Annotated in this window: 23 protein-coding genes; 14 read left to right on the forward strand and 9 right to left on the reverse strand. The window is 57.0% G+C overall.

What is annotated here, in order from left to right; all coding sequences use genetic code 11:
• The first annotated feature begins 6 nt into the window (after positions 1 to 6).
• From CQ017_RS17240 to CQ017_RS17250, 3 genes are read left to right on the forward strand one after another with little or no spacing between them, the layout of a single operon-like run.
• Complete coding sequence (locus CQ017_RS17240) at positions 7 to 1,470, forward strand: APC family permease (protein WP_096288239.1); 1,464 nt, start codon at positions 7 to 9, stop codon at positions 1,468 to 1,470.
• A 39-nt stretch (positions 1,471 to 1,509) separates the two neighbouring features.
• A complete protein-coding gene (locus tag CQ017_RS17245) occupies positions 1,510 to 1,842 on the forward strand; it encodes a cupin domain-containing protein (RefSeq protein ID WP_105554753.1) in 333 nt (110 codons plus the stop codon).
• A 12-nt stretch (positions 1,843 to 1,854) separates the two neighbouring features.
• Positions 1,855 to 3,177, forward strand: coding sequence for an NAD(P)/FAD-dependent oxidoreductase (locus CQ017_RS17250; protein WP_105554754.1), 1,323 nt, complete (start codon positions 1,855 to 1,857; stop codon positions 3,175 to 3,177).
• 53 nt (positions 3,178 to 3,230) lie between these two features.
• Here CQ017_RS17250 and CQ017_RS17965 read toward each other — a convergent pair whose 3' ends face one another.
• On the reverse strand, positions 3,231 to 3,419 hold the full coding sequence (locus CQ017_RS17965; RefSeq protein WP_141393591.1) for a hypothetical protein: 189 nt from the start codon (positions 3,417 to 3,419) through the stop codon (positions 3,231 to 3,233).
• A gap of 431 nt (positions 3,420 to 3,850) precedes the next feature.
• Between CQ017_RS17965 and CQ017_RS17255 the strand changes: the two genes are divergently transcribed.
• Positions 3,851 to 5,251, forward strand: coding sequence for an NAD(P)-binding domain-containing protein (locus CQ017_RS17255; protein WP_105554755.1), 1,401 nt, complete (start codon positions 3,851 to 3,853; stop codon positions 5,249 to 5,251).
• A gap of 373 nt (positions 5,252 to 5,624) precedes the next feature.
• Here the strand turns inward: CQ017_RS17255 and CQ017_RS17260 are convergent, their stop codons facing one another.
• Complete coding sequence (locus CQ017_RS17260; protein WP_096288247.1) at positions 5,625 to 6,296, reverse strand: response regulator; 672 nt, start codon at positions 6,294 to 6,296, stop codon at positions 5,625 to 5,627.
• A gap of 10 nt (positions 6,297 to 6,306) precedes the next feature.
• Positions 6,307 to 7,914 (reverse strand): ATP-binding protein, encoded by a 1,608-nt coding sequence (locus tag CQ017_RS17265; RefSeq protein WP_308729564.1) that lies wholly within the window; start codon positions 7,912 to 7,914, stop codon positions 6,307 to 6,309.
• A 221-nt stretch (positions 7,915 to 8,135) separates the two neighbouring features.
• Here CQ017_RS17265 and CQ017_RS17270 point away from each other — a divergent pair, with 221 nt between their 5' ends.
• Genes CQ017_RS17270 through CQ017_RS17285 form a run of 4 tightly spaced genes read left to right on the forward strand, consistent with a single transcriptional unit; the run spans position 8,136 to position 11,676 of the window.
• On the forward strand, positions 8,136 to 9,155 hold the full coding sequence (locus tag CQ017_RS17270; RefSeq protein WP_176484262.1) for a tripartite tricarboxylate transporter substrate binding protein: 1,020 nt from the start codon (positions 8,136 to 8,138) through the stop codon (positions 9,153 to 9,155).
• Positions 9,152 to 9,655, forward strand: coding sequence for a tripartite tricarboxylate transporter TctB family protein (locus CQ017_RS17275; RefSeq protein ID WP_105554757.1), 504 nt, complete (start codon positions 9,152 to 9,154; stop codon positions 9,653 to 9,655). The genes CQ017_RS17270 and CQ017_RS17275 overlap by 4 nt, the downstream gene beginning before the upstream one ends.
• A gap of 21 nt (positions 9,656 to 9,676) precedes the next feature.
• Positions 9,677 to 11,278 carry a tripartite tricarboxylate transporter permease gene (locus CQ017_RS17280; protein WP_374955002.1) on the forward strand — a complete coding sequence of 534 codons (1,602 nt, stop codon included), beginning with the start codon at positions 9,677 to 9,679 and terminating at the stop codon, positions 11,276 to 11,278.
• Positions 11,275 to 11,676 carry a universal stress protein gene (locus CQ017_RS17285; RefSeq protein ID WP_105554758.1) on the forward strand — a complete coding sequence of 134 codons (402 nt, stop codon included), beginning with the start codon at positions 11,275 to 11,277 and terminating at the stop codon, positions 11,674 to 11,676. The genes CQ017_RS17280 and CQ017_RS17285 overlap by 4 nt, the downstream gene beginning before the upstream one ends.
• A 154-nt stretch (positions 11,677 to 11,830) precedes the next feature.
• On the opposite strand, the gene CQ017_RS17290 is transcribed toward CQ017_RS17285, so the two are convergent.
• The 3 genes from CQ017_RS17290 to CQ017_RS17300 form a co-directional block, all read right to left on the reverse strand.
• Complete coding sequence (locus CQ017_RS17290) at positions 11,831 to 12,271, reverse strand: DUF4282 domain-containing protein (RefSeq protein ID WP_096288253.1); 441 nt, start codon at positions 12,269 to 12,271, stop codon at positions 11,831 to 11,833.
• Positions 12,272 to 12,505: 234 nt separating this feature from the next.
• Positions 12,506 to 13,000, reverse strand: coding sequence for a hypothetical protein (locus CQ017_RS17295; protein ID WP_146112528.1), 495 nt, complete (start codon positions 12,998 to 13,000; stop codon positions 12,506 to 12,508).
• Positions 13,001 to 13,104: 104 nt separating this feature from the next.
• The gene (locus CQ017_RS17300; RefSeq protein ID WP_096288257.1) at positions 13,105 to 13,791 is read right to left on the reverse strand and encodes a GntR family transcriptional regulator; all 687 of its coding nucleotides are present in this window, start codon (positions 13,789 to 13,791) and stop codon (positions 13,105 to 13,107) included.
• Between the two features lie 224 nt (positions 13,792 to 14,015).
• On the opposite strand from CQ017_RS17300, the gene CQ017_RS17305 reads away from it, so the two are divergent.
• Genes CQ017_RS17305 through CQ017_RS17320 form a run of 4 tightly spaced genes read left to right on the forward strand, consistent with a single transcriptional unit; the run spans position 14,016 to position 17,847 of the window.
• A complete protein-coding gene (locus CQ017_RS17305; protein WP_096288259.1) occupies positions 14,016 to 14,924 on the forward strand; it encodes an ABC transporter substrate-binding protein in 909 nt (302 codons plus the stop codon).
• A 6-nt stretch (positions 14,925 to 14,930) separates the two neighbouring features.
• Positions 14,931 to 15,893, forward strand: coding sequence for an amino acid ABC transporter permease (locus CQ017_RS17310; RefSeq protein WP_217990417.1), 963 nt, complete (start codon positions 14,931 to 14,933; stop codon positions 15,891 to 15,893).
• A complete protein-coding gene (locus CQ017_RS17315; RefSeq protein ID WP_105554760.1) occupies positions 15,890 to 16,654 on the forward strand; it encodes an amino acid ABC transporter ATP-binding protein in 765 nt (254 codons plus the stop codon). The genes CQ017_RS17310 and CQ017_RS17315 overlap by 4 nt, the downstream gene beginning before the upstream one ends.
• A gap of 29 nt (positions 16,655 to 16,683) precedes the next feature.
• Positions 16,684 to 17,847 (forward strand): alpha-hydroxy acid oxidase, encoded by a 1,164-nt coding sequence (locus CQ017_RS17320; RefSeq protein ID WP_105554761.1) that lies wholly within the window; start codon positions 16,684 to 16,686, stop codon positions 17,845 to 17,847.
• Between the two features lie 261 nt (positions 17,848 to 18,108).
• On the opposite strand, the gene CQ017_RS17325 is transcribed toward CQ017_RS17320, so the two are convergent.
• From CQ017_RS17325 to CQ017_RS17335, 3 genes are all read right to left on the reverse strand, one after another.
• Entirely contained in the window at positions 18,109 to 19,206 is a 1,098-nt protein-coding gene (locus CQ017_RS17325) for an alanine--glyoxylate aminotransferase family protein (RefSeq protein ID WP_096288265.1), read from the reverse strand.
• Positions 19,207 to 19,438: 232 nt separating this feature from the next.
• Complete coding sequence (locus CQ017_RS17330) at positions 19,439 to 20,137, reverse strand: phosphonatase-like hydrolase (protein ID WP_105554762.1); 699 nt, start codon at positions 20,135 to 20,137, stop codon at positions 19,439 to 19,441.
• Between the two features lie 20 nt (positions 20,138 to 20,157).
• The gene (locus CQ017_RS17335; protein WP_096288326.1) at positions 20,158 to 20,919 is read right to left on the reverse strand and encodes a GntR family transcriptional regulator; all 762 of its coding nucleotides are present in this window, start codon (positions 20,917 to 20,919) and stop codon (positions 20,158 to 20,160) included.
• A gap of 153 nt (positions 20,920 to 21,072) precedes the next feature.
• Between CQ017_RS17335 and CQ017_RS17340 the strand changes: the two genes are divergently transcribed.
• Both CQ017_RS17340 and CQ017_RS17345 read left to right on the forward strand, forming a co-directional pair.
• Positions 21,073 to 22,284: a TIGR03364 family FAD-dependent oxidoreductase gene (locus tag CQ017_RS17340; protein WP_105554763.1), complete on the forward strand. Its 1,212-nt coding sequence runs from the start codon at positions 21,073 to 21,075 to the stop codon at positions 22,282 to 22,284.
• A 35-nt stretch (positions 22,285 to 22,319) separates the two neighbouring features.
• Positions 22,320 to 23,240 (forward strand): phosphate/phosphite/phosphonate ABC transporter substrate-binding protein, encoded by a 921-nt coding sequence (locus CQ017_RS17345; RefSeq protein ID WP_105554764.1) that lies wholly within the window; start codon positions 22,320 to 22,322, stop codon positions 23,238 to 23,240.
• The last annotated feature ends 86 nt before the right edge of the window (positions 23,241 to 23,326 follow it).

The following is a 23,326-nucleotide window of genomic DNA, read 5'->3' on the forward strand; positions in this document are numbered from 1 at the left end:
CCCCTCATGTCTGCCTCGATAGACCCCAGCAAATCCCCTCCGACGCTTCACCGCACCTTGCGGTGGCAGGATGCATTCGCCTTGGCGATGGCCGTCTCCGGAGGTCTGTTCGTATCCTTCGGTGCAACCATGGCCGCCATCGGTGCGCTGTCGGCCATGTTCATTTGGGCCCTTGCCGCAGGCATCGGCTGGGCGCAGAATCACCTCTTCGCGGAGATGGCATCCATGTTCCCCGACAAGCCCGGAGGGGTCCCGATCTACGCGCATGAGGCTTGGAAAGGACGATTTGCTCCAGCAGGTGCGCTGGCGACTTTCGGATATTGGTTCGGCTGGTCCGCCGTTATTTCAATCGTCAGTCTGACCGCCGGTGCCATCATCCAGGTCCGCTGGTTCCCGGTAGCGACTTGGGTCCTGGACTTGGGAATCCTGCAGGTAGGGCCGGCGCAGTTGATCGGTATTGTGCTAATTCTTGCACTCATGGTGCCGAACCTCTTCGGTGCACAGCCAGCGGCTTGGGTAAACAAAATCTTCGGAGCCTTGCTGCTGATCCCCCTACTTACCTTCGTGGTTGCCCCGCTGGTTAGCGGCCAGTGGGACGTGAGCAACCTGTCTTGGGGTCTAGGACAGGCCGGAGCCGACCACTGGGGAGGCTGGCAAGACGCCGCAGTATGGCTCTACCTCATCGGCTGGACCGCGTACGGCACCGAAATGTGCGCAGCGTTCACGCCCGAATACCGTAGCAAGAAGGACGCCCGCCGCGCGCTCTCCAGCTCCGGGGCCTACACGTTCATGATGTTCGCACTGGTCCCCATTGGCATCGGCGGACTGCTCAGCCAGGCCGACGCCGCAGCAGATCCCGCGGCAGTGTTTGTCAGTGGCTTCGCGGCCGTATTGCCCGCTGGCTTCGCCGGGGATGCGGCGCTGCTTATTACCATTGGAGCGCTGCTCATGGGCGTGAACGCCAGCATGGCGGACGGGTCACGCGCGCTCTTCGGAGCCGCAGTCGATGGGTTGGTCCCCCGCGAGTTCGAGAAGCTCAACCGTCATCAGGTCCCAGCCAGGGCTATCGCTGCCGCCGTGGTCATGAACATCCTGCTGGTCCTCTTCGTCTCCAACCCGATTTCCATCCTCGTGGCGGCAAATATCGGCTACCTCTTAGCCATCCTGCTGGCCGTCTCCGGTTTTCTGCTTCTTCGCTGGGATCGGCCCGACGATCCACGCAGTTTCAAGCTCGGGCGTTGGTCAATTCCACTGGCCATAGTTCTCACCATCTATGGAGCGGCAGTCTTGATCGTCGGGGCCGCTTCGTCCCAGATATCTGGATATGGAGGGCCCTTCGAGTTGACTATCGGCGTCGGCATCCTCCTGCTCTCCCTGGTCCTGTTTGTGATCCGGCGCCGATTCCAGGATCGACTGCCATTGATGCGCGAGCCGCAGGCCCCTTCAGACCTCCACGAAACCCAAGCCTAGAACTCTCTTTATTCACCCCAACAAAGGAAGAACAACCTCATGCCACAGGTATTCCACGCCCATCACACCACCACCGCATTCGAACCGTTCGAACTCGGCACCGTCCAGTGGCTCCGCCGCAATGGCGACAACGGCAATCAGGCGCTCGCCTCCGGCATCTGGAGCATCTCCCCTGAGGAGGCGCCCGAGCCCTTCGACCTGCCCATCGGGGAAGACGAAACCATCTACATCGTCTCCGGGCACATCCGCATCGAGGTCCAGGGCGGAGACATGCTCGAGCTCACCGCCGGATCCATGGCCTCCCTGTCCAAGGGCGCCATGACGCGCTGGACCATCCTCGAACCCACCATCGAATTCTTCGTCTACAGCTAAGGCACTGCCACCATGGAAACCACTGACGTCATCATCGTCGGCGCGGGCTTCACCGGCCTGACCGCCGCCCGCGAACTGTCCCGCCGCGGATTCAAGACCACCATCCTGGAGGCCCGCGACCGCATCGCCGGGCGCACCCACCTCGAGGAGCATCTGGGCCGGAACCTGGAACTCGGCGGAACGTGGGTGCACTGGACCCAGCCCTACGTCTGGGCCGAAATGGGCCGCTACGGGATCGCCCCGGTCGCCGGCCCCGACTTCACCAAGGCCTATTGGAGCACCGAGGGCCAGCAACATACGGGGCATCCAGACGAGCTGATGGACTTGCTCGACGCCCCCAACCAAGCCCTACTAGCCGATGCTCGCAAGTATTTCCCCTTACCCTGGTCCCCGCTGGCCAACCCCGAGCTCGCCAGCATCGACGGCACCACGCTCTCGGAGGCCATCGACCGCCTGGACCTTCCGGAGAACCAACGCCAGCTGCTGCGCTCCTTCTGGACCTTAAACTTCAACGGCGCCCTAGACCAAGCCGCCTACACGCAGGCACTGCGCTGGTGTGCTGCGGCCAGCGGGTCCTGGCAACTTATGTTCGAAACCTGCGCAACCTTCAAGATCGAGGGAGGAACCCGGCGCCTGGCCGAGGCCATCCTGGCGGACTCTGACGCCGAGTTGCGGCTGAACCAGCCGGTGGCTTCCATCCATCAGGACGAGAACGGAGTCGTCGCCAGCACCATCGACGGACAGCAACTCACCGCCCGCCAACTCATCCTTGCCGTCCCCCTGGGCACCCTGAACGACATCGACATTCATCCTGAACTTTCAGCCATTAAACGCAAAGCCGCAAGCCGCAGCCATGCCGGCCGCGGCGCAAAGCTCTGGATCAAGGTCAAGGGACGGCAGGAACGCTTCGTTGCCATGGGCCCCGAAAACGCCGCCCTGAACTTCGCCCAAGCCGAGTACATCGATGCGGACACCACCACCTTGGTCTGCTTCGGACCCGACGCCGCAGCTGTCAACGTCACCGATACGTCCGCGGCCCAGCGCAGCCTCGATGCTCTCGTCCCCGGATTGGAGGTCTTGGAAGTTGCCGGCCATAACTGGGTCGACGACGAGCATGCACGCTGCACCTGGTCGATGCACTACACGGGATATCTCACCGATTCCCTAGCCGAGCTGCAGCGCTCCGAGGGCCGCATCCGCATCGCAGGCTCGGACCTGGCCAAGGGATGGGGAGGCTTCATCGACGGCGCCATCGAGTCCGGCATTGCGGCAGCCCGCGACGCCGCCCTTGAGCTCACCGATATGCCGCGCGTCAATTCAGCCCTTCCCATCTGATCCGTTGCACTTCTTCTAGGGATTGGCCTCAGGTCGTTGCTACAGATTCAGAGCTATTCATGAGCATCTGCTCGGTTGGATTCTTGGATTGAAAAATGGTTAATTGCTTCTTGTCGATGCAATGGAAACCTAGGTTGGGTAGATAATCTAGGACCGCTAATCGCAGCGATCATGGTCCACAGCGCAAATGCGATTTCCACCAGCAGCAGCGATCCGCCGCTTAGAACCGAATTCAGCAGCACGTCACCAGCCTCCTTCCCAGTCCAATGGACAGGGCGGGGGCTGGTCTCTTCTGGCCCCAAAACGCAAGTCTGCTTGCGCCAAGATAGTGACTGCAGGCAAATCACTTTAACCTGCTTTCAGGCGCTTTCGGTGCTGGGTTCGTAGGCGCAGCTTAACCCTTACCCAGCCTCAAATCAGCACCCATATCTCCCTGGCGACTGTTCCCTGTCCCTCGGTTTCCCGGTCAATAGAATCGGTTACTGGTAAACTCGATAACGATGCCCTTTGGAACAGGGCAGTTTTGCCTCGACATGTGAACGCTTTTTATGCGCGACTGGTCGACTGGTTTAGAGCATTTTTTGTTGATTCGCGTAGCACGCTCGAACCCACAATCGGGATCCGGAGCATCGCGCGAAACTTGAATAAGGCTTAACAAGCCGGAGAGGTATGTTTGACTCAACGCGTCGCCATCATTGGAGCAGGACCCAGCGGCATCGCCCAGCTGCGGGCATTCGATTCTGCCAAGAAGTCAGGGCGTGAAATCCCCGAGATCACCTGCTTTGAGAAGCAAGATGATTGGGGAGGCCAGTGGAACTACAACTGGCGCACCGGCATCGACAAGCACGGCGAACCTGTACATTCGAGCATGTACCGCAACTTGTGGTCCAACGGCCCCAAGGAAGCCTTGGAATTCGCCGAATATACCTTCGACGAACATTTCGGCCGCCCCATTTCTTCCTACCCACCACGTGCCGTGCTGTGGAATTACATCAATGGCCGCGCAGAGAAGTCTGACGTTAAGAAATACGTCCGCTTTGCGACCGTAGTGCGCTGGGTCGATTACGACGAGAGCACCAAACTATTCACCGTCACCAGCGAAGACCTGAAGACCGGTCTGACGGAAAAGAACGATTTTGATCATGTCATTGTCGGCACCGGTCACTTTAGCTTCCCGAATGTTCCAGATTTCAAGGGAATCGAAAGTTTTCCCGGCGAGCTCATGCACGCCCATGACTTCCGTGGCGCCGAGCGCTTGGCAGGCAAAGACGTTCTGCTGATCGGCGCAAGCTACTCGGCCGAAGACATTGGTGTCCAGTCCTTCAAGATGGGTGCACGCTCGGTGACGTACAGCTACCGCACGGCCCCAATGGGATTCGATTGGCCAGAAGGCATTGAAGAGCTCCCCCTCATTGACCGCTTCGAAGGGTCCACTGCACATTTCAGCAATGGCGTATCCCGCAAATTTGATGCTGTTGTCTTGTGCACCGGGTATCTGCACCATTACCCCTTCTTGCCCTCCGACCTTGCCCTAAGTTCACCGAACAACGTCTACCCGGACACTCTGTACCGTGGTGTGGTTTCCGAGAACAATAGCCAGCTTTACTACCTAGGTGCCCAGGATCAATGGTTCACCTTCAACATGTTCGATGCGCAGGCTTGGTATGTCCGTGATCTGGTTTTGGGAGAAGCCGCGGTCCCTTCAGCGTCCGAACAGCGTGCAAGCATAGATGCGTGGCTGGAGCGATTCAACGCTATTGAGACCGCGGAAGATGAAGTGAAGTTCCAGGCGGACTACATTCGCGATCTCATCGAGCAGACGGACTACCCGATGTTTGATTTGGATGAAGTCACCCGGACTTTCATGGCGTGGAAGATGGATAAGAAGAAAAATATCTTGACCTACCGCGACAAGGTCTACCGTTCAGTCATGACTGGCACCATGGCAGCAGAACACCACTCGCCCTGGCTGAGCGAGCTCGATGATAGCTATCAGCGCTACATGTCATTCCCTCAGGAAGAAAAGCTCCAAGACCTTACGGCAATTGAGACGGCCAAAGTCCATAAATTCTAGTCAGAATCTGGCTTGATAGTTCAGTTGATAAAGTTCGTATTGCCCTGTGCCGATTTCCCGACACAGGGCAATACGTTTAATTCCTTCCGTCATTTCATAGCCGCTGCCGATAGGTATCCGGGAGGATTCGCTGAACGTTTGAAGGATCCTATTGCGAAGTTGCGAAAGCTGCATCGAGATTCCGCAATGTTCCTGTGGAATCGGGAGACCGGAGGATTTAGTTTCAGCTATGACTGGCGAGGCAGTTCCCAGCTGAAGTCGGGTGGATAAAACCTCATTTGCACCTTGAGATGTGGAGAGCCTCGTTATTCGACATAAGGTCCGTTTAAGTACAGTTGGACTGCAATAGACGCGTCGCAAGGACGACAAGCACCTAACTGTTCCACGAATACCTTCGCTCTGGTCTGCCCACTCCCCCGTACCGCAGATTCACCTGAGCCAGGTTCTCTTCGGCCAAATATTCCAGATACCGGCGAGCGCTCACCCGCGAGGTGCCCAGTTTCTCGGCGGTTTCGGTGGCGGAGATGGGATTAGTGGCTTCCTTGACGATGTTTTCCACGAGTGCCAGCGTTTCAGCGCTGCAGCCTTTGGGCAGGGGGCGTCGGTTCTGCCCACTCAGTCCGAAAAGCCGGTTCACGTCTGCCTGTTCCAGCTCTTGATCTGCCTCTTGCAGCGGCTGGTAAGTTTTCGAATAGTGCTCCAGCCGTTCGCGAAGATCTTCGCGGGAGAACGGCTTCATCAGGTAGTGGACGATTCCGCCCCTCAAAGCACGGCGGACGGTGTCCATTTCTCGGGCCGCGCTAATGACGATGACATCTAAGTCCGGCTGTACCTCGCGTAGCCGTTGGAGCAGGTCGAGCCCGTTCATATCGGGTAAGTGGATATCTAGCAACGCGAGATCCGGCGAAAGCGCGGTTGCGGCTTTGATCGCCTCGTTGGCCGAGTGAGCTACTCCCACAACCGAGAACCCCGGCTCGTTATTGACGAACCCTGAGTGCACCTTGGCGACCATGAAATCATCATCGATCACCAGTACTTTGATCACGAGTTGTTCCCTACTTCCTGAGTGTAGCGGTGAACCGCGCACCGTGGTCGTTAACCGCTTGGACGTCCCCTGCGCGGCGACGGCAGACCAGTCTGGTTAAAGCCAGCCCGAATCCCCTTCCGCCGGAAACGGTCGTGTCTTTGGTGGAGAATCCCTGGGTAAAGATTTCATCGATTGCCGCGTCATCTACCCCCGAACCATTGTCGCCCACCACAACGGTAATTTGCGTATCGCTTTCTGCAATGCGTAGTTCGATGCGTGGTTGGCTCACCGCCGATACCGCGTCTATTGCGTTGTCTACGAGGTTTCCGATAACGGTGGTCAAGTCCCGAGCCAGTTGGTCATCACTGCGGCCCAGGTTGGAATCCTCGGCGACGGTGAGTTGGATTCCGCGTTCGGTCGCGACACTTGCCTTGGCAATGACCAAGGCAGCTATGGTTGGTTCGGTGATTCGCGCTGCGACATCTTCAAAGAGTTTGCTGCGGCTGAAGCTCACTCCATCAATGAATCCTACGACTTCGTCGTACTCTCCTAATTGGATGAGCCCGGAGATGGCGTGGAGCTGATTGGCGAACTCGTGGGTTTGGGCTCGGAGCATGTCCGATGTCGCTTTGCTGTCTCCGAGCTCTTGCTCCAAGAGAGTCAGCTCGGTTCGATCGCGGAAAGTGGTCACCGAGCCGAGGTCCCTGCCGGAAGTCATCACTGGCATGCGGTTGAAGACCAGCACTCGTTCGCCGATGAGGAATTGCCGGTCTGCCTGCTGCTGTTGCGTGGTTAGAGCGCGAGTAACCTGCGGTGCCACCTTGAGTTGGTCAAGTGTTTGTCCTACGCAGTTGATGGGTAGTTGCAACAGCTCTATGGCGATGTCGTTGGCGAGCATGACCCGGTGTTCCGGAGAGACGGAGACGATCCCCTCTTTCACTCCGTGCAGCAAGGCTTCGCGGTGTTCAAAGAGTTCAGAAATTTCTCTTGGCTCCATACCGCGGGTTTGGCGCTTGACGCGTCTGGACAGGAGCACCGAGCCGGTGGCCCCCAAGAGTAGTGAGATGAGGAGGGTGAATAGTGCGCTGGGCGCGATTTCACGAATGACAGCCTGCGTTGAGGGATATTTTTGCCCTGTGCTCACAATGCCCACCATCGACCCATCATCGTCCAAGACCGGCACCTGAGCGATCAGTACGTGCTTCCCTTGGCGCCAGATATCTCCGGTCCAACCACGTCCTTCGGTGACCTGAGACTCGGGCTGAAGAATTGTGGTGCCTACTTCGTCGGGAAAACTGGACGTGATCGCCTCACCGCTAGGATCCGCAATCGTGACAAATTGCAGGCCCGAGGTACTGCGTACGGCTTCGGCCATGGCTGGCAACGCGGACCCCATTTCCGGTTCGGCCCCCGGGAGGAGGACCCGCAAGAGCGGGTTGGCCGCTAGCGATTCTGCTGCGGAAAGGCTGCGCCGGCCTTCTTCTTTTTCAAAGGTATTCGTTGCCTGGGTAATTGAGACCACCACAAATCCGGTGACCACTACGCCAATGATCAGCAACTGCAATATGAGGTACTGCCCGGCTAGGGACATTCTGTTGGCGAATAGTTCGCTGGGCCAGGCCCTTGTAGTGTTCACTGTTCCTCCTTCCCCATCATCTGCTGCCTTTGCAGTTGCTTCTCATCCGGCACCGCCCTTGCGGTGCACCTGGCAACTTTACCGAAGTTTGGCATGAGCCAGCTCACAATTTTTAGTTACACAATGAACAGTATTTTCTTTGCGTACGCAAGCGTGACCTACCTCACTCACCTGCTTAGTGTTGAACTATTCGCACCCCAATGAAGACAAAGGCTGAATCCATGAAGAATTTCAAGTCACTCCGCATGCTGACAGCGGTAGCCGCCGCTGCAACGCTCGCACTGACCGCAACAGGTTGTGGCGTCACTAGCTCTGGCAGCGATCCAAGCGCCTCCGGCTCCGCCGCAAGCGGCCCACTGGAGGGCCTGCGCATTATGGTTCCAAACACTCCTGGAGGCGGTTATGACACCACCGCCCGTGTGGCAGCGAAAGTCATGGATGACGCAGCAATCGCTTCCAACCTCGAAGTCTTCAACCTTGCCGGTGCTGGCGGCACCGTTGGCCTTGCTCGAATCGTCAACGAAAAAGGCAACGGAGACCTAGGGATGCTCATGGGCTTGGGCGTGGTGGGCGCAAGCTACACCAATGAATCAGAAGCCAAGCTGACCGAGACCACCCCGATTGCAAAGCTCATCGAAGAGCCGGGCGCAATCATGGTGTCCAAGGATTCCCCATACAAGACCATTGACGATCTTGTAGCTGCGTGGAAGAAGGATCCAGGGAAACTCTCGGTCGGTGGCGGCTCGTCGCCGGGTGGACCCGACCACCTGCTGCCGATGCAGCTGGCCGAAGCCGTGGGCATTGATCCCAAGGACGTGAACTTCGTTTCCTATGACGGTGGTGGCGATCTGCTGCCAGCCATCCTGGGCAACAAGCTCGACTTTGCAGCTTCCGGTGCAGGCGAATACATGCAGCAGATTGAAGAGGGGTCGGTTCGTGTGCTGGCGACCAGTGGCGAAGAACGCTTGGAAGGCGTTGATTCACCAACCTTGCAGGAATCCGATATTGACTTGGTCTTCTCCAACTGGCGCGGCCTGGTCGCTCCACCGGAGATTTCGGACGAGGACAAGACCAAGTGGACCGAAGCGGTCACCAAGATGCACGAGTCCGATGAATGGCAGGAAGCCCTGGATACCAACGGTTGGACCGACGCGTTCATGACCGGCGACGAGTTCTCGACCTTCCTCAGCGAACAGGACGAGCGCGTAGCCAACGTGCTCAAGACCCTGGGTCTGGCGTGAGCCAAGTAACCACAGCGAAAAAGAAGCGCGTCGAACTCCTGTTCGCCGCGTTTCTTTTTCTGGTGGGAATCATCGTGTTCGTTGATGCGTCGCAGCTGCATGTGACGTACTCCCAGTCCGACGTGGTGGGCCCAAAGGCCCTGCCGTACGGGGTTGCGGGAATCCTGGTACTTTCTTCTATCGCTCTGGCGATCACCGTGCTCCGCGGAAACCTCGCCGAGGGCGAGGAAGGCGAAGACGTTGACCTTAGCCAGCCTTCGGACTGGAAGGTCGTCCTTCCGCTGCTGGCAGTATTTGTGGTCAACATCTTGTTGATCAACACAGCCGGCTGGGTCATCTCGGGAACCATTCTGTTCTTCGGAGCAGCCGTTGCCCTAGGAAGCCGCCGCTACGTGCTGACGTTGCTAATCTCAATCGCCATGTCGCTTGGTACCTTTTACGGCTTCTACTTGGGTCTGGGCATCAAGCTGCCGGCCGGAATTCTCTCGGGGGTGCTGTAAGTGGAAACACTTAATCTACTGATGGAGGGTTTCGCTTCGGCGCTCACTCCCATCAATCTGCTCTTCGCTTTAGTTGGCGTGATCCTAGGTACGGCCGTAGGTGTCCTGCCCGGGATTGGCCCAGCCATGGCCGTAGCGCTGTTGCTGCCGGTCACTTATGGCATGGAAACTTCTAGCTCACTGATCATGTTCGCCGGTATCTACTATGGCGGCATGTACGGCGGCTCGACCACCTCGATTCTGCTCAATACACCGGGCGAGTCCTCCACGGTTATCACGGCTATCGAGGGCCACAAGATGGCCAAGGCCGGGCGTGCTTCCCAGGCGTTGGCTACAGCTGCTATCGGCTCGTTCGTTGCAGGCACCATCGGCACCGCCTTGCTGGTGACCGTGGCACCGTTTGTGGTGAAGTTTGCGGTAAGCCTTGGCGCTCCGAGTTATTTCGCCATCATGGTCCTCGCCCTGGTTACGGTTACCGCGGTTCTCGGTTCCTCAAAGATCCGAGGTTTCGCGGCCCTTGGCCTTGGCCTCGCCATTGGCTTGGTCGGCATGGACCCGGTATCCGGACAGAGCCGTTTGACCTTTGGCTTTGCACCGTTGATCGATGGCATGGATATCGTAGTGGTTGCCGTGGCGATCTTCGCCATTGGCGAGGCGCTATGGATCGCAGCTCACCTCCGGCGCAATCCTGCACGCACGATACCTGTTGGACGTCCTTGGATGGGCAAGGAAGATTGGAAACGCTCATGGAAGCCATGGCTTCGCGGCACCGCGTTCGGGTTCCCGTTCGGCGCACTGCCTGCAGGAGGCGCCGAAGTGCCCACCTTCCTCTCCTACGTCACGGAAAAGAAGCTTTCAAAGCACCCGGAGGAATTCGGGCACGGTGCAATCGAAGGTGTCGCCGGCCCGGAGGCAGCGAACAACGCTTCGGCCGCTGGCACGCTGACGCCGATGCTCGCCTTGGGCTTGCCCACTAACGCGACCGCAGCCGTCATGCTCGCTTTCCTGACCATGAAAGGTATTCAACCAGGCCCCTTGCTCTTTGAAAATGAGCCGGACTTGGTTTGGGCGCTGATTGCCAGCCTGTTCATTGGCAATACCCTTTTGCTGTTGCTCAACCTTCCGCTTGCCCCGTTGTGGGCGAAGCTGCTGAAGATCCCGCGTCCGTTCTTATACGCAGGCATTCTGTTTTTCGCCACTTTGGGCGCGTTCTCGGTGAACATGCAAACCGCGGACTTGTGGCTTCTGCTGCTGCTCGGCCTGCTGGGGTTTGCCTTGCGTCGCTTTGGGCTGCCAATCCTCCCGTTAGTCCTCGGCGTGATCATTGGCCCCATGGCCGAACAGCAACTGCGTAAGTCATTCCAGCTCAGCGCCGGTGAAATCTCCGGGCTTTGGAGTGAGCCGGTAGCGGTGACGATCTACATCATCATTGCCATCTTGCTACTCATCCCAACGGTCCTCAAGATGATTGGCAAGGCACGAGGCGGAGCCTCCGAGCTCACCGCAGGTCTAGCCGCCGGCGGAGCCATCAGCGAAGACGAGTTGGAAAAGACAGAACTTCGTCTGCCAACCGGAGCACGTCGCTCGGCCGATGACGAGCAGGACGGAAAGGACAAATCATGACAATTGTTGTGGGTTATCTCCCCTCGCCACAGGGCGAGGCAGCTCTAGATCAGGCAATCATCGAGGCACAACGTGCGCAAGCACGACTTGTAGTGGTCAACTCGTCAAAGGGAGATGCATTAGTAGATGATCGTCTAATCGACGCTAGGGAGTTTCATTTACTGGAAGAGCAGCTCACCTCAGCGGGCCTCGACTTCTGGATCGAACGCTCCACCCAGGGACGTGATGCAGCGGACGAGATTTTGCGAGTTGCACAAGCGCAACGAGCACAGCTCATAGTCATCGGGCTGCGCAAGCGCAGCACAGTGGGCAAGTTTATTATGGGTAGCACCGCGCAACGCATCCTGATGCAGTCCGGGTGCCCGGTCCTCTCGGTAAAGGCTGGCAACGCCTGGTAGAGGATCTAGAACGTTGAAGCCGGGTGCGCAAAGACAATTGTCTTTGCGCACCCGGCTTCAGCTTTTCTGGCTACTCCCTGGACGCCGAACTGGCCCCGTTCGAATAGCAGAGCCGGGCACGTATACTTCCGTGCCCGGCATGGCCTACAAGCAGTTAGGACTTGTATGGATTGGTTGGAGGGGTTGATCCGTCTTCAGGGTCCTGTCGGTTGACCGGACGAGTCGGGTCGGCTTGATTTGCCGGGCGGATGTTAGTAGTCGATGGTCCGGCAGGATTTGGTGGAACTATTCCCGTCGATAGTTCGTTTGGTGGCGTTCCACCGGCCAGGCGCACAAGTTCAGACGTATTTTCAGCGGTACGAATCTGCGCGATCAGCGATTCCAAGCATGCGCGAGCAAACACGAGGTAGATCAAAACGAAGAGCGGGCCGAGAACTAACAGCACCAGGAGGCCAAAGATGGCGTCTTCGTTGAAGGCGGCGATGGTGAACCCGAGGTAGGACACGACCAGCATGATCATGATCAAGATGTATACGATCTTGATAATTGACGGCGTGACAAATTTACGGAACCCGAAATCAAATAATGCTTTCACTGTGCAGCCAACTTTCTTTCATGGACTCAACTGACTTGTAAGAGGCTACCGCAAACCAAAGGGATTGTCCTGACGCATGACAAACTATTTTCTACTGGGTTGGATAAACAGAAAGTCATCGACAATGTTCATCTTGAGTTTCAGCGGCGTCCAATAGTTTCTACTAGACGTGCAGTTTTAGACGAGCTGCTCAAGACGGCGTTTTACGATCCACCATTCAAGTCGATCTGAAGATTAGTCTTGTTGCCTACGCCTCGAGAATGAATCGCGAGATCTGCTGTAGTTTGAGATCGCTTTCTTCGCCTTCTTCACGCCGTGGATACCGGAAATCGATGAGGCAACCAATATTGAACCACGGCTCGACACATGGGATATAGGTGGCTTGCGAAACCGGGCCCTGCGCATCGGGATCGTAGTACCAAAGTTCGCGAGAGTCTCGCTCACGTCCACATAGTTCTTCACCGGCTCACCACCGTAGCCAAACTTGTCGGGTCGATAGCCTCCTGCACGAATTGCCCATTCGGAGAACCCCGAATCAACGTAAACATCCATATTGGCTACCGCACGGAGAGTTTCGATCATGTATTCCGCCATGGCCTGCGGGTCCTGAGCCAATGAACTGCCCAGTTTGGTGGGGATGAGTTTGCCTTTGTACTTTCGAATGAGCTTGAGGCCGGTCACGCAGTCGCGGATTCGAGTCACGGAGTGCATGTTGTTTTCCCGCTTCAACTTGACGCCTTCGAAGTCGACACGGCTAGATCGCAGTGCTTGACCAGCTCGGCGACAATCGCCGGCGGCATCCAGCCCGCCTTGGATAGTGCACCCACTGTGCACTAGGAATAGCTTTGCGTGGCTCGCTGCGCAATACCTGAAATATGCGCTTCCATCGCCGCGTGCACAGCCGAGGAGTCCTTTGTAATGAGAGCTTCGATAATCCGTTCATGCTCTTCGATGGTGTGTTCACCACTCATCGAATTTTGCACAACCAGCCTGAACCTCTGGATATGCCCCTCGATGGCGGAATAGGCCCTGAAAAGGAACTCGTTACCTGCGGCCTCGGCGAGACTTCGGTGGAACTTTTCATCGGCTTTCCAATAGGCACGGTAGTCCGCGAAGGCTTCACCGCCCCGCGCTTCATTCAACTCGCTATTGCAAGCTAGGAGTTCGCTCACCAGCGTCTCGCTTTGGTTCTCGCAGGCGAGCCGTGCCATACCCGGCTCTAGCATTGCACGGGCCGCATTTATTTTTTGTACATCATCGACCGTCGGTTCCGGCGCCACTCGATATCCGCGCAATGCTTCCCGTCGAACCATGCCAGTGGTTTCCAGACGCGCAAGCGCTTCACGTACCGGCGTGGAGGAAACTTGGAATTTTTTGGCCAATCCGTCAATGCTCAGCTGCGAACCGGTGGGCAGTTTATCGTCCAGAAGGAGAACCAAAATCGCGTCAAAGACCTGGTCTGCCAGCATCGGACGCGCGGCGATTAGCGGGGTCGTATCTTCCGACGGCAATGCGTTCATGACGAAATCCTATCCAACGTATGTTTTCTCTTCATCCTTTATTGCCAATTCATCATCGAGACCGCTGAGGATCTGCTATTGCTTCAAAATCGTGCACGATGTACGGTACATGATATCGGGAATCGGGGTGACATGCATCACTAGCGTGTTTCGCAGGTGTTTTTCACGATCCGCTTGGCCCAGTTCCCACCCGTCCATCACTTCACGACAGATAAGGCACGAACATGCGCTCGCAATTCAAGCTCCCTTCATTGGCCCTCACTGGCCTGCTCGCGCTCTCATTGGCAAGCTGTTCAAATCCAGAAGTACCTTCTGGACAGTCAGCCGAATCGCCCGCCGCCAACGAAGCGATCCAAGTCGAGGTAGACCAAGCTGCGCATGATGCACTTCCCGCGAAGTTCAAGGACAGTGGCAAACTCACCGTGACGATGAGCGAGAGTTCACCGCCGTTGCACTTCATCGCGGATGATGGAAGCACGATAGTCGGCGTCGATGCCGACCTGGCGCAATCGCTCGGTGACGCCATGGGAATTGATCTGACCATTGAAAGCGGCACCTTTGATGCAATCATTCCCGGGGTATCTGCCGGAAAATTTGATCTCGTGGTTTCACAAATGTCTCCTTCAGAGGAACGCATGAAGGTGTTGGATTTCGTGGATTATTACCAGTCCGGTAGTGGCATCGGGGTAACTCCAGGAAATCCAAAGAAACTCAATGTTGATGAACTGTGCGGCGTCAAGGTAGGGGTGCTCAAGGGATCCTTCCAAGATCTCAAGCGTGTACCTGAAGCGTCCGCAAAATGCGTCGCGGATTCCCAACCGGCCATCGACGTGATGACCTACCCAGACATGCAGGCACCAATTCTCGCGCTAACTTCCGGACGAATCGATGCCGTCTACGTAGACGGGCCAACACTTGGTTACGCCATCAAACAGGGCGGCGAGGTAGAGCTCCTGGGCGAAAAGAACGTATCACCTGTCAGCATCGCATTTGCCAAGGATGCCGGCCTTGAAGAAGCGGTACAGCTAGGTCTTGAATCGTTGGAGAAAAGCGGTCGATACCAGCAAATCCTGGACGGTTGGGGCGTAGGCAACGGTGCAATAAGTGACTTTGCGTTCAATAAGGCCCAGTAGGTTTTCATGACCAGCGTATCTAAAACTCCCGAGTCCACAGGGCAACCAGTGGATGCTAAACACCACGAGCTGCTGATGACCAGACCGCGCGAAAGCCACAGAATGATGTGGTTAACCGCTGCGGTCGTACTTGGCGCGGTAGCACTCGTGGCCTACTCCCTCATCACTAACCCACGTTATGAGTGGGACGTGGTCTTCAGCTGGTTCCTCTCCGAACGATTGTTTTCGGGTCTAGTCAACACACTGATCCTGACGGTCATCTCCATGGTCGTCGGAATCGTGGCCGGCGTATTGTTGGCACTCGCGCGATTGGCGCCGAATTATGTTGTAGCCTCGGTCGCTGCATTCATGATTTGGTTCTTCCGCGGCGTTCCGGTGTTCGTCCAGCTATTGTTTTGGGGATTCATCGCAGCGATCTATCCCCGGATCGAGATGGGAATTCCCTTCGGCCCCGAGTTCTTCTCAATTGATGCCAACACCTTGATCACGCCTTTCCTCGCGGCAATTCTCGGGCTAGGCCTCAACGAGGGCGCCTACATGTCCGAAATCGTTCGTGCTGGATTGCTCAGTGTGCATAAGGGCCAGACAGAGGCAGCCAAGGCACTAGGCATGAAGCGCGGCCTTATTCTATGGCGTGTTGTATTGCCTCAAGCCATGAAAATCATCATTCCGCCCACGGGAAACCAGACAATCTCCATGCTCAAAACAACCTCTCTGGTCAGCGTTTTAGCTTTCCCCGAACTACTATATTCTGCGCAAATGGTCTACAGCTCGAATTTCAAAACTATCCCGCTGCTCATTGCGGCCAGTCTCTGGTACTTAGCGGTGACCAGCATCCTTAGTCTGGGTCAGTTCTATATTGAGCGGCATTTCAACCGCGGCTCGGGCAATCGGGCACCACAGAAATTATCTGCCCGGTTCAATCCGCTGAAACGATCGCAACCAATAGTCCAGAAAGTTCAGCCATGAATGACGTTATTGCCGAGGCCTATGAAGTCCAGAAACATTTCGGACAGCTAGAGGTCCTCAAGGGGATCAATCTCACCGTGAATCGTGGTGAAGTGACATGCATCCTTGGCCCCTCAGGATCGGGCAAATCGACCTTTTTACGTTGCATCAATCAGCTGGAGACCCTGACTGGAGGATACATCAAAGTTAATGGTCGGCCCATCGGGGTGAAAATCAAGAACGGCAGCTTGCACAAGCAAAACGAAACCGAAATTGCCAAGTCACGCGAACACATCGGCATGGTTTTTCAGAGTTTCAATCTCTTCCCGCACATGACCGTTCTCGAAAATATCTGTGAAGCGCCGCTCCGCGTCAGAAAAGAGAGTCGCAAGGCAGTGACTGCCCGGGCCAACGAACTCTTGGCACGAGTCGGCTTGTCAGAAAAAGCCAACGTTTACCCGGTTGCGCTCTCTGGTGGACAACAACAACGTGTTGCAATCGCCCGCGCCCTAGCCATGGAACCCCAACTCATGCTTTTCGACGAACCGACCTCGGCGTTGGACCCTGAGCTCGTTGGCGAAGTCCTTGATGTCATGCGCGACCTCGCCAAAGCCGGCATGACCATGATCGTGGTGACACACGAAATTGGTTTCGCCCGAGAGGTCGGTGACAATCTCGTATTTATGGACGGCGGTTACGTGGTCGAGCAGGGTCACCCTCGCGAAGTTCTCAGCAATCCGCAGCACGAACGCACACAACAGTTTCTCTCAAAAGTCCTCTAGCGCCAGCCCCAAATTGGAGTATTCACACCATGCGTAACAAATGGATCGTCAGCATCGATGACTACCGAAAAGCTTCGCGCTGGCACCTTCCAAAAATGATCACCGACTATTTAGACGGTGGGGCGTTGGATGAGATCACCACTCGCGCCAATCGCGAGAGCCTCGATGCCCTGATGCTCAGGCAACGCTCAATGGTGGACTTGAGCGAATTATCCACCGAAGCCACGGTCCTGGAGCAACCCGTGGACTTTCCGTTGCTGGTGGCCCCCATGGGCATGCTGACCATCTTCCATCCTGGCTCAGACCTGGCGGTAGCCCGTGCCGCGGTCAACGCGGGCTCCATTTTCATTCACAGCGCCTGGGCGGGGTGCGCCCTCGAGGAAGTCGCTCCCATAGCCGGGGACAAGCTCTGGGCCCAGGTCGCTTTCTGGAAGGATCCAGCCGAAACCGAAAACTACATCCAACGAGCGCGGAATGCCGGGGTCAAAACCTTGGTTGTCGCCGGTGACGTCGGATCGTCGAGCAAGCGCGAACGCGATATGCGCCACGGTCTTTCCATGCCGCCTAAACCACCAGTCTTCGACTACTTCACGACCGCAATGCGACCACGATGGATTTACCGGTGGCTGACCGGGCGCAAGATGACCTATGGAAACTACTCCATCGATGGCAAAGCGCTCCGCATGGATCAAATGAATCAGTGGATGGCCAGCAACAAGAATTCGAGTGCTGATTGGGCGGATTTCGCTAAGCTGCGCCAGCAGTGGGACGGGAAGCTGGTGATCAAAGGCATCATGGATGCCGAAGACGCCGCGCGAGCGGTAGCCGAAGGTGCCGATGGCGTCTTCATCTCAAATCATGGAGGTCGACAGTTCGACGCGCAACCAGCCACCATCGACGTTTTGCCTTCGATCGTCGCAGCTGTGGATGGAAAGGCCGAGATCTACCTTGACGGCGGGATACGTCGCGGACATGACATCGTCAAGGCAATCGGGCTGGGTGCCACCGCTGTAATGGCGGGACGCCCATTTGCCTACGCCTTGGCGACCGGTGGTGAGCCAGCGGTGAGCAAGGCCTTCAAGATTCTGCACGACGAGTTCAAAGGCGCCATGGGTTTCGTCGGAAAAACCAGCGTGGAATCAATAGACGAGTCGGTCTTCGCGCTGCGTAGTCGAATCAACGACTACGTTTAGCAAAAGGTCCGGCACGCGAGCGAATACAGGTTCTCAAGACGCGGTTCGTCCCGGTTCCAAGCAATAGGCCTTGGAACCGGGACCGCGGCGAACCTTTTGCATGCTTAGCCAAGAACGGGTTGCCCATCGGGAACGCCCGCATGAGGCTGAATCCGCCACCCAGAACAAGGTTCAGAGTCACTTACCAAACATCTGCAAGGTAGCTATCGCAGCCACTGACTAGGCTGCGCCACATCTCTAGAAACCCGCAGTATGGTTCTGTTAAGCCTTGTCGATTGCTTCCTTCAGCGCAGCAAGAATCAGCGCTACCGAGGTTGGGTTAGCGTTCGGCCCCATCAGACCGATACGCCACACGGTGTTCGCGTACTGTCCGACGCCGCCACCGATTTCAATGTTGAAACGCTCCAGCAGGTAGCCGCGGACCTTGGCCGAGTCCGTCCCTTCTGGAACCTTGACCGTAGTCAATTGCGGAAGTCGGTAGCCTTCGGTTGCAAATAATTCCAAGCCCATGGCCTCGAGACCATCTTGCAACAGCTTGCCAGCTTCCTGATGGCGCGTGGTCACTGCGTCCAGGCCTTCGGCGAGGATCCGGTCGATGCCGGCTTCCAACGAAGTGACCATGGCAACTGGTGCCGTGTGGTGGTAGGTGCGCCCACCGCCGCTTGCGCCGGTGGCATATCCACCGAGCAGACCGAGATCCAGGTACCAGGACTGGGGCTTCTGAACGCGGCGTTCAAACGCGCGGTCAGAGATGGTGAAGGGTGCCAGACCGGGCGCAACACCAATGCATTTCTGGGTTCCAGCGTAGCCGATGTCGATTCCCCACTCGTCTGCCAAGACCGGCATTCCGCCAATGGAAGTCACCGCATCCACAATCAACAAGGCATCACCTTTGATGGCGCCGAGTGCGGCAATATCGGAAACTACTCCGGTGCTCGTCTCAGCATGCACGCCAGCAATTACGGTGGGATTCGGGTGTGCCGCGGCGACTCGCTCGGCGTCGATAGGTGTTCCGTACTCGTGGTCCACACGTACGACTTCGGCGCCCACGCGCGAGGCAACCTCGCACATGCGCTCACCAAACAGCCCGTTGATGGCAATGACTGCCACATCCCCTGGATTGATGGTATTCACGAAAGCGGCTTCCATGCCAGCGGAGCCGGTAGCACTCAGCGGCAAGGTACGAGTGTTCTTGGTCCCCCATAGGGTGCGCAGTCCATCGCCTACACGGTCCATGCGGGCAATGAATGCTGGATCCAGGTGACCGAGCAAGGGAAGCCCCAGCGCGGCGGTTGCTTCTGGATATGGGTTGCAGGGACCTGGGCCGAACAAATGACGTTGCAGAACAGTCGTGCTCATGACTACTCACTTTCATTCAAGGTGGGCGTGCGTTACCTTCACCTTAGAACCAAAAACGCTTGATAGCGAAAACTAAATTTCGTATGTCGGATGTCGAATTGCATTGCGCTATCGACACCGTTGCGCTCGAACCTCAATGACGATACTCGCGCCGACTCCCGCTACCCTGCACGAAACAGCGGAAGGACCACTCTGGGCTGGTCCTTCCTCCGAGTCAACGAGTCTGAATCACCTACGCCTGTACGCGGGCAGCGCCCAGTTGCGCCATAAAATCGGGCAGCTCTCGCACACCTTCCAAGATCGCATCGTGAGGGTGCAGTTCGAGGTCTGCGCGTCCAAGCTTCCCGGTGAGCACTCCCACCGCAATGGCTCCAGCGTTCGTCGCCGCCTGCAGATCGTTGACCGTATCGCCGACAGCAATCACCTTCGCCACGTCTAGTACTCCGGTCTGTTCCATCACCCGGTGGATCATGTACGGCGCAGGACGGCCAGCTGCCACCTCATCGGCGGTGACTACGGCATCAAGCAACCCGCCCTCTCCAACTCGCCAGCCCAGGCCGTTGAGCAAATCGGTGGCCACGTCTCTTGAGAATCCCGTCGTCAAAGCGATTTTCACGCCTTGTTTCGCCAAAATCTCGAAAGCCTCTACTACACCAGGAAGGGCGACCGGAGGGTTCTGAGCATAGTAGGAAAACAGTAATTCGCGGAAGCGATTAAAAGTTCCCGCTACTAATTGTTCTTCCGCTTTTCCACCACCCAAACGGATGAGCGCGGTAATGGCTTCACGCTTCTCCGCCCCCATCCAGGTCTGCAAGTTTTCAGGCGATACGTCCACTCCGGTTTCGCGCACTGCATTCTCCAGCGCCCTGTATACATCCGCATGTTCATCGATGGTTGTTCCTGCCATGTCGCAGGCGATCAGTTCGATCATGTTCTTACTCCAAGGTGTTGTTAGGTAACTGAGCTCGGGACGCGAGTTAGTGCGGCACGATGCTCGCTGGTATTTTCGATGCTGAAGTTTGCAAGCTGCGGTAGGTACCTGTCATCGGAATATTCGAGTATTTCTCCCGCACGCGACGAGGTGATCCGTCGTTCGCGCAGTAGCGGTGTGCCCACTTGAACACCTAGAAGTTCGGCATCCGTCTCATCCGCGGCGACTGCGTCAATTGTGTGCCGTCCGCGCGAGAGATCGACTCCCTGCTCACGCAAGTACCCAAAAATGGATCCTGAGTCGCTGTCAAAATCGAACAATAGTCGCCCGGCTTCCAGCGCAAAATTGGAGCGTTCAACCATTGCCGGAGTTTCGTCCAGCAGTCGCAGTCGCAGCACTTGAATCACTTTCTCGTCCGCCCTGAGTCCCATCTGCTCTGCCACGATCGAGTCGGCAACGCGTCGGGCGAGTTCCACCGTGCGCTGTCCCGGAGAGCGTCCAATCGATTGAGCCCATTCGGTAAAGGACATGAAAGTGCTGAAGGACTGGGACGGCACGGTGTGCGCCACCGTAGGCGGCTTCCCTTGCCCACCGGCAATGAGTCCCTCGGAGCGCAGGGTGGCGAGGGCATGGCGAACGGTACCTCGTGAAGCCTCGACTAAGGCACACAGTTCAGATTCACTTGGAAGCTTGTCTCCTTCTCGCCATTGTCCTGACGCAATACGCTGCCTCAGGTCGGCGGCTAATTGCTGATGCTTTGGATAGTTCTTGTTCGGGCTCACAACTTGATCATACAAGTGCGACAACTGAAAATTCGTGGTTTTCATGGACATCGAAACGAATCCTAGGTAAACGGATGGCCCGCAAGTTGAACACTAATCAAACTTGTATAGACAAGTGCTGTTTTAGCTTGAATAGGCTCTCCGAAGAAGTGCATGATCAATTTTGTGATCAACGAAAACACCTTCCACAACGAAACTCCCAACGCCATGCATGCCGATGTAGTGGTCATTGGCGCCGGGATCGTAGGCTTGGCCCACGCCGCCCGCTCGGTCGATGCCGGGCTCTCTGTCCTCGTCATCGATCGTGACCACCAAGCAGTCGGCGCGTCCGTCCGCAATTTCGGCCACTGCTGCATTACTGCCCAAAGCGGTGAACTTTACGAGCTAGCTCAAGCCGGACGGCCCTTGTGGTTGGACTACGCAGATCGCGCAGGTTTCTGGGCCGCCGAGTCCGGAGCACTCGTGGTGGCTACCACCCCGACCGAGCTTCAGGTCCTGCGCGAGCTGTCAGATCGGCGTGCCCCTGGTCAGATCACTTTGCTCACGGCTTCCCAAGTCGCTCACGAACTGGGGCGTTCCGAAACCCAGGGGCTCCTCGGTGGTGCCATGTTGCGTGATGACCTTCGTGTGGATCCCCGAACCACAGTTGCGAAATTGGCAGGGTGGATCGATTCGCTGCCACAGGCTTCGGTACGTTGGAACACTTCGGCGCTCGGCTTCGGCATCGGAGAGCAGCGCCGCGCTCGAGTCGAGACCAGCCGGGGGCCTATCGAAGCGGATCAGATATTTGTTTGTGTGGGCCACGACGTTGATTATTTGTTCCCCGCTCTGGCCGAAGAACACCGTATCAAGCGCTGCGCACTGCAGATGGCAAGTTCCGAAAGCCCTGCAGATCTCAAACTAGAACCAGCGGTGCTCACCGCAACGTCAATGCTGCGCTATGAAGCGTTCACCGAGGTCCCCTCGGCTCAGAAATTACGCGCCGAGGTGCGCTCCAAGCATCAAAACCTATTGGATATTCAAGCAAATGTGATGTTTACCCAGCGGCCGGATGGAACGCTGCTCTTAGGCGACTCTCACGACTACGAATTGACCCATCCGCCTTTTATCCAGGAAGACATTTCAAACACCCTGCTGAGCTCCATCGAATCCGTTCTTCACCGCGAACCGCTGAGCATTCTCGAACGCTGGCAGGGAGTCTATGCCTCCAGCGACGTTGGACCGCTCTTGATTCACAACGTCGCCGAGGCCATCACCGTAGTGTCCGTCACCGCCGGTGTCGGTATGACGCTGTCCTTCGGCTTGGCCGACCGCAACGTTCGCTCGCTCATTCAGGAGCCCTCGCTGAGCGCCCCATCGAAGTGACACAAAGTTACCCATTTCTTTCTTCAGGAGTAATCATGAAACTTTCACGCACCGTCGCAGTGGCGGCATCTGCCATAGGGCTCGTAGCGTTGTCGGCCTGCGGTAGCCCGCAGACCCAATCGGAGGCGGTAACTGACGTCCCGGCATTTTGCGCCGATGGTCCGCTGATGTTTGGCATAGAACCGTTCGAAGCCCCAGCGAAACTCGAGCCCGCTTATGGGGTCCTGGCAAATGCACTTGAGCGTGAGTTGGGTTGCAAAGTTGAGATGCAGGTAGTCGAAGATTATTCGGCCGAAGTGCTCGCCATGCGCAATGGCAAGCTGGATCTAGGTCAGTTCGGTCCCGTGGGCTATGTCTTCGCAAGCGAGCAGGCAGGTGCCGAGCCACTGGTATCCTTCGGCACCGCTGAGGGCGAGTTGAGTACCTACACGGCCGGCATCTGGGTTCCCAAGGACTCGGATATTACCTCCATCGAGCAGCTTCGCGATGCTGATCTGGCCTTGGGCGGTGTGGGTTCCACCTCCGGGGATGTGCTACCCCGCTATGCGCTCAAGACCGCGGGCGTTGCCGAATCCGAGCTGAATCTGAACTATGCCGGAGGCCACCCCGAGTCATTGCTCGCGCTGACCAACGGCACTGTTGACGCCGCCCAGATTAACTCGCAGACCCTGGCCGTGGCAAAGGCTGAGGGAACCTTCGACCCTGCGGACTACCGCGAGATCTGGACCTCTGAACCAATCCCCAATGACCCCATCACCATTCGTGCCGATGCCGATCCGGCGCTGAAGGAAGCAGTCAAGACCGCATTGCTTGAATTGCCCGAGGCGGACATCGCCCAGGTAGGTGCATTCCTTGATGTCACTCCTCCAGGTCCGCTGCTCGAAGTCACCAAGGATACCTATCAGCCATTATTTGATCTTGCCGCCGAAATGGGCCTAACCGAGAAGGACCTCTAAGTGCGCGATTCAGTTCCTGCCCCACCCTCAACTCCCGCTCGAGCGCTAACAGTTACCGGTCTGGCAAAGTCATTCAATGACCGCAA

It is taken from the genome of Arthrobacter sp. MYb224, assembly GCF_002975455.1.
Taxonomy (GTDB): Bacteria; Actinomycetota; Actinomycetes; order Actinomycetales; family Micrococcaceae; genus Glutamicibacter.

Excerpts from the sequence above, each read along its gene's own strand:
- CQ017_RS17330 (WP_105554762.1), bottom strand. The coding sequence starts at position 20,137 with ATGATCGAACTGATCGCCTGCGACATGGCAGGAACAACCATCGATGAA.
- CQ017_RS17240 (WP_096288239.1), top strand. The coding sequence starts at position 7 with ATGTCTGCCTCGATAGACCCCAGCAAATCCCCTCCGACGCTTCACCGC.
- CQ017_RS17270 (WP_176484262.1), top strand. The coding sequence starts at position 8,136 with ATGAAGAATTTCAAGTCACTCCGCATGCTGACAGCGGTAGCCGCCGCT.
- CQ017_RS17305 (WP_096288259.1), top strand. The coding sequence starts at position 14,016 with ATGCGCTCGCAATTCAAGCTCCCTTCATTGGCCCTCACTGGCCTGCTC.
- CQ017_RS17300 (WP_096288257.1), bottom strand. The coding sequence starts at position 13,791 with ATGAACGCATTGCCGTCGGAAGATACGACCCCGCTAATCGCCGCGCGT.
- CQ017_RS17315 (WP_105554760.1), top strand. The coding sequence starts at position 15,890 with ATGAATGACGTTATTGCCGAGGCCTATGAAGTCCAGAAACATTTCGGA.
- CQ017_RS17250 (WP_105554754.1), top strand. The coding sequence starts at position 1,855 with ATGGAAACCACTGACGTCATCATCGTCGGCGCGGGCTTCACCGGCCTG.
- CQ017_RS17340 (WP_105554763.1), top strand. The coding sequence starts at position 21,073 with ATGATCAATTTTGTGATCAACGAAAACACCTTCCACAACGAAACTCCC.
- CQ017_RS17245 (WP_105554753.1), top strand. The coding sequence starts at position 1,510 with ATGCCACAGGTATTCCACGCCCATCACACCACCACCGCATTCGAACCG.
- CQ017_RS17345 (WP_105554764.1), top strand. The coding sequence starts at position 22,320 with ATGAAACTTTCACGCACCGTCGCAGTGGCGGCATCTGCCATAGGGCTC.
- CQ017_RS17280 (WP_374955002.1), top strand. The coding sequence starts at position 9,677 with ATGGAGGGTTTCGCTTCGGCGCTCACTCCCATCAATCTGCTCTTCGCT.
- CQ017_RS17310 (WP_217990417.1), top strand. The coding sequence starts at position 14,931 with ATGACCAGCGTATCTAAAACTCCCGAGTCCACAGGGCAACCAGTGGAT.
- CQ017_RS17320 (WP_105554761.1), top strand. The coding sequence starts at position 16,684 with ATGCGTAACAAATGGATCGTCAGCATCGATGACTACCGAAAAGCTTCG.
- CQ017_RS17325 (WP_096288265.1), bottom strand. The coding sequence starts at position 19,206 with ATGAGCACGACTGTTCTGCAACGTCATTTGTTCGGCCCAGGTCCCTGC.
- CQ017_RS17285 (WP_105554758.1), top strand. The coding sequence starts at position 11,275 with ATGACAATTGTTGTGGGTTATCTCCCCTCGCCACAGGGCGAGGCAGCT.